Origin of the sequence: Actinokineospora globicatena, assembly GCF_024171945.1 — a bacterium.
GTDB classification, from domain to species: Bacteria; Actinomycetota; Actinomycetes; order Mycobacteriales; family Pseudonocardiaceae; genus Actinokineospora; species Actinokineospora globicatena.
This window is the reverse complement of record NZ_JAMTCR010000002.1, coordinates 1059846-1073334: the sequence shown is the minus strand read 5'-3', so window position 1 is coordinate 1073334 and position 13489 is coordinate 1059846. Positions and strand designations below refer to the sequence as shown.

The 13489-nt window shown below is 70.6% G+C and carries 10 protein-coding genes; 7 read left to right on the top strand and 3 right to left on the bottom strand.

What is annotated here, in order from left to right; genetic code table 11:
- Positions 1–122: 122 nt before the first annotated feature.
- The 3 genes from LV79_RS05095 (at position 123) to LV79_RS05085 (ending at position 2660) form a co-directional block, all read left to right on the top strand.
- The gene (locus tag LV79_RS05095; protein WP_308208936.1) at positions 123–770 is read left to right on the top strand and encodes a hypothetical protein; all 648 of its coding nucleotides are present in this window, start codon (positions 123–125) and stop codon (positions 768–770) included.
- A 92-nt stretch (positions 771–862) separates the two neighbouring features.
- Positions 863–1501 (top strand): tRNA (guanosine(46)-N7)-methyltransferase TrmB, encoded by a 639-nt coding sequence (trmB, locus tag LV79_RS05090; protein ID WP_253835818.1) that lies wholly within the window; start codon positions 863–865, stop codon positions 1499–1501.
- Between the two features lie 79 nt (positions 1502–1580).
- Positions 1581–2660 carry a nitric oxide synthase oxygenase gene (locus tag LV79_RS05085; RefSeq protein WP_253832529.1) on the top strand — a complete coding sequence of 360 codons (1080 nt, stop codon included), beginning with the start codon at positions 1581–1583 and terminating at the stop codon, positions 2658–2660.
- On the opposite strand, the gene LV79_RS05080 is transcribed toward LV79_RS05085, so the two are convergent.
- The 3 genes from LV79_RS05080 to LV79_RS05070 form a co-directional block, all read right to left on the bottom strand.
- On the bottom strand, positions 2657–4231 hold the full coding sequence (locus LV79_RS05080) for a glycosyltransferase family 87 protein (RefSeq protein WP_253835808.1): 1575 nt from the start codon (positions 4229–4231) through the stop codon (positions 2657–2659). The genes LV79_RS05085 and LV79_RS05080 overlap by 4 nt on opposite strands.
- Before the next feature lie 265 nt (positions 4232–4496).
- Positions 4497–7424 carry a transglycosylase domain-containing protein gene (locus tag LV79_RS05075; protein ID WP_253832527.1) on the bottom strand — a complete coding sequence of 976 codons (2928 nt, stop codon included), beginning with the start codon at positions 7422–7424 and terminating at the stop codon, positions 4497–4499.
- Positions 7425–7525: 101 nt separating this feature from the next.
- Complete coding sequence (locus tag LV79_RS05070) at positions 7526–7921, bottom strand: DUF5318 domain-containing protein (protein WP_253832525.1); 396 nt, start codon at positions 7919–7921, stop codon at positions 7526–7528.
- A gap of 287 nt (positions 7922–8208) precedes the next feature.
- Between LV79_RS05070 and LV79_RS05065 the strand changes: the two genes are divergently transcribed.
- The 4 genes from LV79_RS05065 (at position 8209) to LV79_RS05050 (ending at position 12980) form a co-directional block, all read left to right on the top strand.
- Positions 8209–8751: a PadR family transcriptional regulator gene (locus LV79_RS05065; protein ID WP_253832524.1), complete on the top strand. Its 543-nt coding sequence runs from the start codon at positions 8209–8211 to the stop codon at positions 8749–8751.
- An 85-nt stretch (positions 8752–8836) separates the two neighbouring features.
- A complete protein-coding gene (locus LV79_RS05060; RefSeq protein WP_253832522.1) occupies positions 8837–9928 on the top strand; it encodes an inositol-3-phosphate synthase in 1092 nt (363 codons plus the stop codon).
- A gap of 247 nt (positions 9929–10175) precedes the next feature.
- Positions 10176–12242 (top strand): PhoX family protein, encoded by a 2067-nt coding sequence (locus LV79_RS05055; RefSeq protein ID WP_253832520.1) that lies wholly within the window; start codon positions 10176–10178, stop codon positions 12240–12242.
- Between the two features lie 63 nt (positions 12243–12305).
- Positions 12306–12980, top strand: a complete 675-nt coding sequence (locus tag LV79_RS05050) for an SDR family oxidoreductase (RefSeq protein ID WP_253832518.1) — start codon at positions 12306–12308, stop codon at positions 12978–12980.
- The last annotated feature ends 509 nt before the right edge of the window (positions 12981–13489 follow it).

Below are 13489 nucleotides of genomic sequence, written 5' to 3'. Positions count from 1 at the left end.
AGCAGGATTAAGACCACGTTAAGTAGGTGTGAGCCCGAACACAGGGTACAGACTTCAGCCGGCTCCCGGGGTCAGATGGACTCACGGACCCGTCTCGGAACCCATGGAGGTGGACCTTGACGGTGCTTGACGCCAGCACGAACGACAGCACCAGTGGCAGCTCGAACAGCAGCGGGACCAGCGGCGCCCACAGCGGGAAGCGGCGCGCGGCCGTGCCGAAGCAGCGCGGCCTGCACGTCGAACCGCTGATCGGCCTGGAGTGGTCGGAAGCGCTCGAACAGCCGGGCGGCCCCCCTGCCTCCGCACCGGCCGACGCGCGCCGGGCGTGGGTGCACCGCGCACCGGAGGCCCAGGTCATCGCCCTGTACCACGCCGTCGTGGCGGCCGATCCCGGCTTACCCGCGCCCTGGTGGCTGCGCGCGGTCGCCGCGGGGGAGCTCGGCTCGCGCCGTGAGGGGTTCGCGGTGGAGGACCGGGTCGCCAAGCTGCTGGACGCGAGACCGGGCTGGGTGTTCGTGCCGTGGGGGGTGGACGGCGACTCCGGCTACTGGGAGTACATGCCCTCGGAACGCACCCTGGCGGAACCGGGGATGCCGACCACCCTGGCGCACACCCACCGCCACCCCGGGTGGATCGACGTGGTCGGGGTGCACGCGGGCGGTGCGCCGGAGCCCATCGAGGTGCAGGGGCTCGCCGACCTGCGGGCGAACCTGTCCCGGTTGGAGTCCCTGCGACCGTGGCCGCGGCCGGATGGCACCCTGAGCGGGTGACACCGACCGACCAGGCCGCGACCGACCCGACGGCGACCGACCAGGTTCCCCGCAGGCGCTCCATCGTCAGCTTCGTCCACCGCGGCGGGCGGATGACCGTCGGCCAGGACCGGGCCTGGGAGCGGTCCTGGCCCGCGCTGGGCAAGCAGGTGCCCGACCTGCCGCCCGGCCCGCTCGACGCGGTGTCCTGGTTCGGCCGCGAGGCGCCGCTGCTGCTGGAGATCGGCTCCGGCATGGGCGAGACCACCTCGCTGCTCGCAAAGGCCGAGCCGGGGACCAACTACCTGGCCGTCGACGTCTTCCAGCCGGGTCTCGCGCAGTTGATCCTGCGCGTCGAGGCGATGGGCCTGACCAACCTGCGGATGCTGCGCGGCGACGCCGTCGAGCTGCTCGGCGAGCACATCGCCCCCGGCGCGCTGGCTGGCGCGCGGATCTACTTCCCCGACCCGTGGCCGAAGAAGAAGCACCACAAGCGACGGTTGGTGCAGCCGGACTTCGTGGCGCTGCTGGCTTCCCGGATCGTCCCGGGCGGCACGCTGCACCTGGCCACCGACTGGGAGCACTACGCCGAGCAGATGCTGGAAGTGCTCTCGGGCGAGCCGTTGCTGCGCAACCGGTACGACGGCTGGGCGCCGCGCCCCGACTGGCGTCCGGTCACGAAGTTCGAGTCGCGGGCCCGGGAAGAGGGGCGAATCAGTCGCGATCTCATCTTCGAACGAGTGAATGACTGACGTTCAGTCACATCGCTGTCGGCAGGACCACACGTCCGAGTAGTCGAGGCGCCAGGTTTGCGTACCGATATCCAGTGATGTGACCGCCCTGCGCGACGAGCCCGTCCTGCCCACCACTCCCCGGGTCGCGCTGTCCGCCGAGCCGCCGACGGTCACCACGGCACCCGTCGGCCCGGCCCAGCCCGCCAGGGCGCGGCCCGCGGGCAACCCGCTCTACCAGGCGGCGGAGCACTTCCTGCGCGGCTTCCACGGGGCGCGGCCGAAGGCGGGCCCGCTCGACCCGCGGCTGGCCAAGGTCCGCGCCGAGATCGCCGCGACCGGCACCTACCGGCACACCCCGGCCGAGCTGGCCTACGGCGCCCGGCTCGCGCTGCGCGAGAGCGGCTGGTGCCCGGAGAGCATCCCGTGGCGCGGCCTGCTCGTGCGCGACCTGCGCGAGGTCCGCGCCGCCGAGGACGTCGCCGCCGAGTGCGTGCGGCACCTGCGGATGGCCGCGGCGGCGGGCGCGATCCGGCCGGTGGTCAGCGTGTTCGCGCCGGACTCGCCGTGGCGGCCGGGGCCGCGCATCCGCAACGACCAGCTCGTCCGGTACGCCGGGTACCGCGAACCGTCGCACGTGCTCGGCGACCGCAGGTACGTCGACTTCACCACCGGCGTCGGCAAGCTCGGCTGGCGGCCGCCGACCCCGCGCGGCCGGTTCGACCTGCTGCCGCTGGTGATCGAGTCCGGCGACGAGGGCGTCCGGCTGTTCCCGATCCCGCGCGACGCGGTGCTGGAGGTCCGGCTCACCCACCCGGAGCTGCCCTGGTTCGCCGAGCTCGGCCTGCGCTGGCACGCGGTCCCGGTCATCGCCAACACCCGGCTGCGCATCGGCGGCATCGACTACCCGGCCGCGCCGTACAACGGCGTCTACATCTGCCGGGCCATCGGCGAGGACGTGCTCGGCGAGGACGCCGCCTACGGGCTGGCCACGGTCGTCGCCGAGCGGCTCGGGCTCGACACCTCGCGCGAGCGCACCCTCTGGCGCGACCGCGCGGCCCTCGAGCTCAACCGCGCGGTCCTGCACTCGTTCGACCAAGCGGGCGTCAGCATCGAGCACTCCGCCGAGGTCTACCTCCCGGCGAGCGACACCCGGGACCGGCCCGCGTTCCTGCGCTAGGCGGGAACCGGTTCCCGGTCGTCGGGGGCATCCGCCTGCGGCGGCGCGTCCTGCTTGCGCGGCTTGATGACGACCTTGTCCGGCGCGTCGGCCAGCACACCACCGGCCGGGTCGTCACCGGGGAAGCGGCGCACCACGTCGCGCTCGGGGTGGTAGATCTCGTAGATGATCACGACGCAGATGACCAGCACCGCCAGGTCGCGCAGCACGACCGTGCCGAGGAACCACTCCTCCGGCAGGCCCTTGTTGCTCTCGCCCAGGTAGTACATCATCCGCGGCGCCCAGACCAGGGCGTCGATGGTCATCCAGGCCAGCAGCAGCTTCCACCTGGGCAGCGCCAGCACCGCGATCGGCACCAGCCACAGGCTGTACTGCGGGCTCCACACCTTGTTGGTCAGCAGGAACGCCGCCACGACCAGGAAGAACAGCTGCGCCACCCGGGGCCGGGTCTTGGCGTGCAGGCCGATGAACCCGATGCCCACGCAGGCCGCGGCGAACAGCAGCGCGCTGACCAGGTTCAGCCAGGTCGGCGACTCGCCGAAGGGCACCTGGCCGTCGAAGCCCTCCCAGCCGGTGAACTTCATCAGCACGTTGTAGATCGAGTCCGGGTCGGCGCCGCGCTCGGAGTTGCGCCGGAAGAACTCCCACCAGCCGTCCCGGTACTGCTCGGGGATGATCAGCCAGGCGTTGCAGATGAGCCAGGTGAACGCGGCCAGACCGGTGGCGTTCCACCAGTCCTTCATCCGCCCCGAGCGCAGGCACAGGATCAGCAGCGGACCGAGCAGGAACGCGGGGTAGAGCTTCGCCGCGGCGCCGAGGCCGATGAGGACACCGGCCACCCCCGGTTTCTTGCGCGACCACGCCAGCAGCGCCGCGGCGGCGAACGCCGTGGCCAGGGTGTCGAAGTTGGTGAAGGCGTGCACCGCGACCAGCGGCGAGAGCGCGATGAAGGCCACGTCCCACGGTCGATGTCGGGCCGTCCGACCGGTCGTCCAGATCGTCACCAGCCACGCCAGCGACAGCCACAGCGCGCTGAAGGTGAAGTAGATGACCACCGGCAGCGCGGTCGGCAACCAGCCCTGCTTGCTGATCTCCAGGTAGCCGTGCGTCAGCTTGGCGTTGACCCACTGGAACATGCCGGTCAGCACCGGGTACTCCATGTACCGCAGCTGCTGGGTCGGCTTGCCCTCGTCGTCGTACCAGGACGTCTTGTAGGGGAAGGTGTCCGGCTTGTCCAACCGCTCCGCGGTGTAGAGCGGGACGATGTCGGAGTAGCACATCGCCACGAACGGCCGGTTCGACCGCCAGTCCAGCTCGAGCTGCTCACCGGAGTTGTACTGCTGCACGCAGGCGGCCTTGGTGAACCAGCCCAGCGCCAGCCCGACCACGCCGAGCAGCAGCGCCACCCGCAGCGGGGTCCAGAACCAGTGCCTGCCGACGACCGCGTGCCTGCCGAGCGGGCCGCCGATGGGGCCGGTCGCCCCGATCGCGATCGGCTCCGACCAGGACGGGCGGACCCGCTCCTGCTCGCTCAGCGACGCGGTGTCGGCGACCTGGCCGACCGCGGGGATGACGACGACGGGGGACCCGTCCGGCGCCGTGGACGCACCCGCGGGCGGGGAGTCCACCGACGGCTCGGTCCCGACCTGCTCTGGTCGCTCGGCCCCGTCCGGCCGTCCGGCCTGGTCTGGCCGCTCTGGATCGCCTGGCACGCGGCGATGCTACGGCCTGCGATGTGCGGACGGGGTAGGGCGGGAGCGGCGAAAACGACCCAGGGCCGGAGACGCGGTGTCTCCGGCCCTGGGGTGCTTCGGTGAACTAGCGAGTTGCTCCCGGCTAGTTGTTACCCGGTAGTGGTACTTCCGTCGTGGGCGTCGGCGGCTTGGGCCTGGTCCGGGTGGTGGTCGCCGACGGGTTCGGGTCGTCGGTCTCCGTCGTCGTCGTGGTCACCGGCGGCTGGGCCTCGGTGGTCGTGGTCGGCGGCGGGCTGCTGTCGGTCGTCACCGGCTTGGACACGCTGGTCTGGGTCGGCTTCTCCGCCTCGCCGATGGCGACGAACCGGGGGAAGTTCTCCTTGGGCGCGTCGGCGAGGTAGGTGTTCATGAACTTCTGCCACGCCTTGCCGGGCAGGCCGGAGCCGAAGATCGGCTTGCCGTTCGCGGCCTTGACCGGTGCGCCCTTGTCCGCGCTCAGCGCGGCCGCCACCGAGACCTGCGGGGTGTAGCCGACCATCCACGCCTTGGCGTTGTCGGAGGTCTCCACGCCCTGCGGGTTGGTGTACTGGTGGGTGCCGGTCTTGCCCGCGCACTGCCGGTCCTTGAGGCAGTCGATCGACGACGACTTCGGGATCGGCAGCAGGGACTCGGTGACGTTGCGGGCGATCTTGGCGTTGTTGTCCGGGTTGTTCGGGTCGAACGCCAGCGCCTCGGCGTACGAGGGCTCCGCCGCGGCCTCCCAGGCCGCGCCGCCGTCCGGGTACTCGATCTTGGCGACCAGGTGTGTCGGCCTGCGGACCCCGCCCGAGGCGAAGGTGGCGTACGCGCCTGCCATCTCCCTGGCGCTGACCAGGGTCTGGCCACCGCCGATGGCGATGTTGAGGTCGAGCGCCTTGGACAGGTCCGAGGTGATGCCCGCTTCCTTGGCCGCCTCGGCGACGCCAGCGGGTTTCACGTCGTTGTAGACCATGTCGCTGAACACGACGTTCAGCGACTCCTTCATGGCCTGCGCGACGGTGCACTCACCGCAGCCGGGCTTGCCCGCGTTCTTGATGACCTTGGAGCCGCCGAAGCTCTTGGGCGAGCTGTCGTACACCTCCTGCAGGCCCTTGCCCTTCTTGAGCAGCCCGACCAGGTCGAACGGCTTGAACGACGACCCGGGTTCCTGCTTGATGTTGGCCCAGTTCGTGCCGTTCGGATCGCTGCCAGGGTAGTAGGCGAGGATGCCGCCGCTCTTCGGGTCGACCGCGACCATGCCCATGTGCAGGTTCTCCGGCTGGCCCTGCATGACCTGGGCGACCGAGTCCTCCATGATCTGCTGCGCGCGCGGGTCGATGGTGGTGGTGATCTTGTAGCCGTTGGCCTTGAGCCTGGCGTCGTCGTAACCGAGGTCCTCGAGCTCCTCCAGCACGAGGAACGGGATCTTGGCCCGCGGCCCGGTCAACGACGCCGTCTTGCCCGCCTGGGCCTCCATCGGCGCCGGGAACGCGGCCGAGGCCCGCTCCTGCGCCGACATCCAGCCGTTCTCGACCATCCGGCCGGAGACGTAGTCGTAGCGGCGCTGCTGGTACTCGACCAGCTTGGACTTGGCCGGGGTCTGGATCATGCCCGCGAGCAGCGCGGCCTGCGGCCGGGTGACCTGCGAGAGGTCGTCGATGCCGTAGTACGCCTTCGCCGCCGCCGCGATGCCGTAGGCGCCGCGCCCGAAGTACACCGTGTTGAGGTACGCGGTGATGATGTACTTCTTGTCGTAGGTCTTGTTCATCTTGTAGGACTTCACGACCTCGACCCACTTGCGGGTGAGCGTGGGGTCGTCGTTGCCGCTGGCCTGCTTGATGTACTGCTGGCTGATCGTCGAGCCACCGCCGCCGCCACCGGTGGCGTTGCTCCACACCGCGCGCATGATGCCGGTGATGTCGAAGCCGGAGTTGGTCTCGAAGGTCTGGTCCTCGGCCGCGTAGACCGCGTGCTTGATGTCCTCGGGGATGTCCTCCGGCTTGAGCATCACCCGGTTCGCGCCGGACCCGGCGATCTTCGACATCTCCTGGCCGTTGTTGTAGAGCAGCGTGACGACCTGCGCCTGGTTGCGGGCGACGTCCTCGGGGTTGTCCACGTCGACGAGCTGGTAGGTGATGAAGAAGGCCAGCACCGGACCGATGACCATCAGCGCGGCGGCGACGTAGATGGTGCGCCGCACCCGCCGCCAGATCTTCTTCTTGCGCATGGCGCGCAGTTCCTCTTCGGTCGGACCCGGGTCCTCGTCGTCGAAGTCCTCGCCGTAGCCCTCTTCCAGCTCGGGCTCGCGGTGGGTCAGCAGCTCCGGCTCGGACCGGGCCTGGCCGGGGGTCTTGGTCATGAAGACGGTCGGCGCCTCGCCCGGGTCGGGGCGGGCACCGGCGTTGAGGGCCACGGTCCGGTCGGCGTCGCGCTTCGGGGCCGCGATGGCCATGGTCGGGTCGGCGGGACCAGGGCCACCCGGTCCCGGCCTGCGTGGACCACCGGGGCCGCCCACGATCGCGGTCGCGCCGGGGCCACCGGGGGGGACCGGACCACGCGGGCCGGGGCCACCGGGGCCGGGCCGTCCGGGACCGCCCATCGGACCACCGGGGCCAGGTCGGCCAGGACCGCCGTTGGGACCGGAGCCACCGTTCGGGCCAGCGCCGTTGGGGCCGGGGCCGCCATGGGGACCTGGAGCACCATTCGGTCCGGGACCGTTGGGGGCGCCGTTCGGGCCGGGAGCGCCGTTGGGTCCGGGGCCGTTCGGGCCGCGACCGCCGGGGGCACCAGCGGGCGCGCCGGGGCCGCCACGGCCGCCGTTCGGGCCCGCGGGGGCGCGGCCGCCGGGCGGACCGGCCACCTCGTCACCCTGGCGCTGGGGCCTGCCCTGGCCGTCACCCTCGTCGCCGTCCTCCCACAGCGGGCTCCAGAAGCCCGTGCGCTCCTCGGACTCGCCGGGCTTGGGCCCCGCCTTGGCACGACCCGAGTCCGGGTCGTCGCCGCTGGGCCACTCCGGTTCCTGTCGTCGTCGCTGGTCACTGTGGTCGTTCACGAAAAAGCCTCCCAGACCGGCGCCCCCGAGCGGGACGTCGTTCGGTGGTCACGCGCGGCAGTGCGGTGTGCTCGCGAGAAGACCCGGTCACGCAAAGCGCATCACTCGGCTGCCGTCCTCCTGCGGGTGGGGACTCCCCCGGTACCCAGGACGTACGACTGCACCAGGTGGTTCCACGAACATGTCCGGCAGACCTCGACGGTGTAGACCGTGAACTCCTCGAACATGGTGGCCATCCGCACCAACTCCTCGGCGGCGCGGGCCGAGCCGGAGGCGTGCTTGAGCTCGTCGCCGTAGACCCAGTTCACCGTGGTCAGGTGTTCCTTGCGGCAGACCGGGCAGGTCACGTCGGTGGGTTGGCCGTGGAACTTCGCGGCGCGCAGCAGGTACGGGTTCGCGTCGCACACCTCGTTGGTGCCGACACGACCCGAGTAGACCCCCGCGAGCAGCGATCTCCGCTGCAACGCGTAGTCGACCACCTGCCGCTGCGTTCGCACGCCGACAGCCTACGCGGCCGCGTTATCACGGCGGTGAGCCGATTGGCGGCGACGACATGCGCCACCAGCCGGATTCGTGACCTCCGAGGGCCCTGACCAGGCGGGGACGACGGCGGACGCGCTCGGCGCGGCGCGCGGCGAGCGCACGTGGTGATTGACACAGGCAGCCAGGTTGGCGAGGCTCACGATGTATCGGCACGATATAAGTGTCCAGTAGGTCAAACCACGTGATGTGGTGCTGGACCAGTGCGGTGGTGGTCAAGCGGAGGTTCGAAGGGGGTGCGCCCGTGCTCGAGTTCGCGATCCTCGGGTTGCTCCACGAGGCCCCGATGCACGGCTACGAGCTGCGCAAGCGCTTGCACGACTTGCTCGGGACGCTGCGCACGTTCTCCTACGGCTCGCTCTACCCGACGCTGCGGCGGTTGCTGCGGTCCGGGTGGATCGCGGAGGAGGCACCGGAGGGCGACCGGTCGTGGGGCAGGCGCGGCAAACGCGTTTACAAGCTGACCGCGGAGGGCAAGGAGCACTTCGCGGAACTGCTCGCCGACGCGGGGCCGCAGACCTGGGACGACGAGGGCTTCGGCGTGCACATGGCGTTCTTCTCCCGCACCCCGGCCGAGGTGCGCATGCGCATCCTCGAGGGCAGGCGGCGCAGGGTGGAGGAGCGCAGGGAGGGCTTGCGCTCATCGATGGCGCGCGCGGGTGAGCAGATCGACCGCTACACCCGGGAGTTGCACCGGCTGGGCCTGGAGACGAGCGAGCGCGAGGTGCGCTGGCTCAACGAGCTGATCGCCAGCGAGCAGAGCGAGCAGCGCGACCCACCGGATTGACCGGCAGGCAGGCACGCCGTCAGCGGGCGCCTGCGACGAACGGACCGCGCCACGCGCGCGGCGGGAAACGAGAAGGAGAACCGGCATGGGCGAGAACCGCCACAGCGTGCGGGTGGCCATCGTCGGCGTCGGCAACTGCGCGGCGTCGCTTGTGCAGGGCGTGCACTACTACCGCGACGCCGACCCGACGACGCGGGTGCCGGGGCTGATGCACGTCCAGTTCGGCGACTACCACGTGCGCGACATCGAGTTCGTCGCCGCGTTCGACGTCGACGCCAAGAAGGTCGGCCGCGACCTGTCCGAGGCGATCGTGGCCAGCGAGAACAACACCATCAAGATCTGCGACGTCCCGCCGCTCGGGGTCACCGTCGGGCGCGGGCACACCCTCGACGGGCTCGGCGAGTTCTACCGGGAGATCATCACCGAGTCCGACGAGCAGCCGGTCGACGTGGTCGCCGCGCTGCGCGAGGCCGAGGTCGACGTGCTCGTGTCGTACCTGCCGGTCGGCTCCGAGGACGCGGACCGGTTCTACGCCCAGTGCGCCATCGACGCGGGCGTCGCCTTCGTCAACGCGCTGCCGGTGTTCATCGCCTCCGACCCGGAGTGGGCGGCCAAGTTCACCGAGGCGGGCGTGCCGATCGTCGGCGACGACATCAAGTCGCAGGTCGGCGCCACGATCACGCACCGGGTGATGGCGAAGCTGTTCGAGGACCGCGGTGTGGAGCTGCAGCGGACCTACCAGCTCAACTTCGGCGGCAACATGGACTTCATGAACATGCTGGAGCGCAAGCGGCTCCAGTCCAAGAAGATCTCCAAGACGCAGTCGGTGACCTCGCAGATCCCGCACGAGATGGCCAAGGCGGACGTGCACATCGGCCCGTCGGACCACGTGCCGTGGCTCGACGACCGCAAGTGGGCCTACGTGCGCCTGGAGGGCCGCTCGTTCGGCGACACCCCGCTGAACCTGGAGTACAAGCTCGAGGTCTGGGACTCGCCCAACTCGGCAGGCGTGATCATCGACGCGGTGCGCGCGGCGAAGATCGCCCTGGACCGGGGCATCGGCGGCCCGATCCTCTCCGCGTCTTCCTACTTCATGAAGTCCCCGCCCGAGCAGTACTCCGACGACGACGCCTACCAGGCCGTCGAGGCCTTCATCCGCGGCGACGTCGAGCGGTAGACACGACCAGCGAACAGGCCGTCACCCACGCCGGGGTGGCGGCCTGTTCGCGATTGGCCGTCGCGGCCGACCGCCCAAGCCGGGAACGATGCCGGGTGGGGACGTGGGGGTGGGGGGCGGGAGAGAGTGATACAGGCGGACCTGGAGGAGTTCGCTCGGCGTTCATGTGGATGACCGCTTCAACTGGTTTCGGACTCCTACGGTCACGCCGTTCCCACTGACTGTCCGCACCACCCACGGAGGCTCCGTGACCACCACCGACGGCCGCATCTCGCTGCCGCTGCTCCCGCCCGACCACCCGCTCGGCCGCTCTTCGATCACCTGTGAGTACCGGTGTGGCAACGCCTGCTCGCACGAGGCGCCCAACACCTCGGACAACGCCTACTTCGGCGACGTCGTCCGCTCGATCGTCAGCCGCCGCGGCATGTTGAAGGCGGGCGCGGTGCTCGCCGTCGCCGGTGCTGGTGTCGCTGGCCTGGCGGGCTCCGCCGCCGCGCACCCCGACCACGGTGGGCACGGCGGCCGCCCGCCGCGCGGCCCCAAGGGCCTGGACTTCACCGCCGTGGCGCCCAACCGCGAGGACCGGATCGTCACCCCGGAGGGCTACCACAACTCGGTCGTCATCCGCTGGGGCGACCCGGTGCTGCCCGGCGCGCCCGCGTTCGACTTCGACAACCAGACCGCCGCGGCGCAGGCCAAGCAGTTCGGCTTCAACAACGACTTCTGCGGCCTGGTGCCCTTCGGCCACGACCGCTGGCTCATGGTGAGCAACCACGAGTACACGACCGAGTCGGCCATGTTCAAGGGCTTCAGCCAGGCGAACCCGACCGAGGAGCAGGTCAAGATCGGCTGGGCCGCGCACGGCCTGTCGGTCGTCGTCGTGGAGCGCGACCGCCGCAGCGGCAAGCTGCTGCCCAAGGTCGACCGCCGCTACAACCGCCGGATCACCGTCACCTCCGAGTTCGAGGTCGACGGCCCGGCCGCGGGCAGCGCGTTCCTGCGCACCACCGCGGACCCGTCCGGCCGCAAGGTGTTCGGCACGCTGAACAACTGCGCCGGTGGCGTCACCCCGTGGGGCACGATCCTGTCCGGCGAGGAGAACTTCAACCAGTACTTCGCCAACGCGGGCTCGGTGACCGACCCGGTCGCCAAGACCCGGCTCACCCGCTACGGCCTCGCCGGCGCCGCCAGCACCCGCAAGTGGGAGAACTTCGACCCGCGCTTCGACGTGGCCAAGGAGCCCAACGAGGTCAACCGGTTCGGCTGGATCGTCGAGGTCGACCCGCTCGAGCCCGGCTCCAAGCCGGTGAAGCACACCGCGCTCGGCCGGTTCAAGCACGAGGGCGCGACCATCCAGATCGCCCGCAACGGCAAGGTCGTCGCCTACCTCGGCGACGACGAGCGCTTCGACTACGTCTACAAGTACGTCTCGAAGGAGCGCTACCGCCCGGGTGACAGCCCGTCGGCCCGCGCGCACAACAAGAAGCTGCTCTCCGACGGCACCCTCTACGTCGCGCAGTTCACCGGCGACAGCCCGGCCACCGAGTTCGACGGCACCGGCAAGCTGCCCACCGACGGCGAGTTCGACGGCACCGGCAAGTGGATCGCGCTCGCGTCGGGCAACAAGTCCTTCGTGGACGGTTTCACCGCCGAGGAGGTGTACGTCTTCACCCGCCTCGCCGCGGACAAGGTCGGCGCCACCAAGATGGACCGCCCCGAGGACGTGCAGCCCAACCCGGTCAACGGCCGGGTCTACGCCGCGCTGACCAACAACACCGACCGCGGCAAGCCGGGCAAGGAAGGCCCGACCGAGATCAACCCGCGCAACGGCAACAAGCACGGCCACGTCCTGGAGTGGGAGGAGAGCCGCGGCGACCACACGGCGCTCACCTTCTCCTGGAAGCTGCTGCTGGTCTGCGGTGACCCGGCCACCGCCGACACCTACTTCGGCGGGTACGACAAGACGCAGGTCAGCCCGATCTCCTGCCCGGACAACGTCGCCTTCGACCGCCACGGCAACCTGTGGATCTCCACCGACGGCAACGCGCTCGGCTCCAACGACGGCCTGTTCGTGGTGCCGGTCTCCGGCCGCTACCGCGGTTACCTCAAGCAGTTCCTCACCGTGCCCCTCGGCGCGGAGACCTGCGGCCCGGTCATCGAGGACGACTTCATCCTGGTGTCGGTGCAGCACCCGGGCGAGCTCGACGGCGCCAGCGCCGACAACCCGCTGACGCACTGGCCCGACGGTGGCACCGCCCAGCCGCGCCCCGCGGTCGCCGCCATCTGGAAGTCCGGCTGCCGCATCGGCGAGTGACGTTGGTCTGACCTGGGGTCCGTGCGCTTTCCGCGGCGCACGGACCCCTTTAGGTTTGGCCCCATGCCACTCGCCTTGATCACCGGCGCGTCCCGCGGCATCGGCGCCGCCACCGCGCGCGCCCTCGCCGACACGCACACCCTCCTGCTCGGCGGCCGCGACACCGCCGCCCTGGAGTCGCTCGCCGCCGACCTCCCCGACGCCCACCCGTGGCCGGTGGAGCTGACCGACCCGACGGCCCTCGCCGCCGCCACCGCGGACATCGCCGAACTCGACCTCCTGGTCCACTCCGCGGGCATCGCCCGAGTCGGCCCGCTGTCCGAGGCGACCACCGACCGCTGGCGCACGATGTACGAGGTCAACGTCATCGCCGTGGCCGAGCTGACCCGCCTCCTGCTCCCCGCCCTCCGCACCGCCAAGGGCACCGTGATCCTGATCAACTCCGGCGCGGGCCTCGACGCCCACCCCGGCTGGGGCCCGTACGCCGCCACCAAGTACGCCCTCCGCGCCTACGCCAACGTCCTGCGCGCCGAGGAAGCAGCCTCCGGCATCCGCGTCACCTCGGTCTTCCCCGGCCGCACCGACACCGACATGCAACGCACCGTCCGCACCGACGAAAACGCCGAATACCAACCAGACCGCTACCTCCGCCCAACCTCCGTAGCCACCGCCATCCGCACCGCCGCCCTCTCCACCCCCGACGCCCAGTACCCCGAAATCGTCATCCGCCCCACCTGACCCACCCCACCACCGCCGCTCCACTAAGCCCCCACGCCCAGTCCCAGCCACCTACACACGACTGGCCAAGACCCCGACCGCATTGCCCCAAGGCCCCCGCCGACAACGTTGGCCCAACAACGCCCGCCGACGACGTTAGCCACCCACCGCTCCACGAAGGCGCTGGTGCCAAGTGCTCGATGGGGCGGACTTGTTTTGTGTGGGGACGGCACCCGTAGCGTCGTCAGGGGCAGGGGAGGGCCGCTCTGTGGCCCCCTGCTTTTAGCCCTTCCCCGGGTGTCGTAGGGGCCCCGCGCAAAACAAGTTCGCCCCATCGAGCAAAGCTGGAAACTCGCGCCTGCGTGCAATGCCGAAGGCGAGCCGTCCACCGCAGCGCAGCGGAGGCCCGAGAGCAGACTTCCCCCAGCTCAACGCCTTGCCGCCCACGGCCAACAAGATCAAATCGCCCCAAGCACCCCCTATATACAGCCTACCGAGGACCGCACAAAGCCAGCCAGGCTGAAACTCAA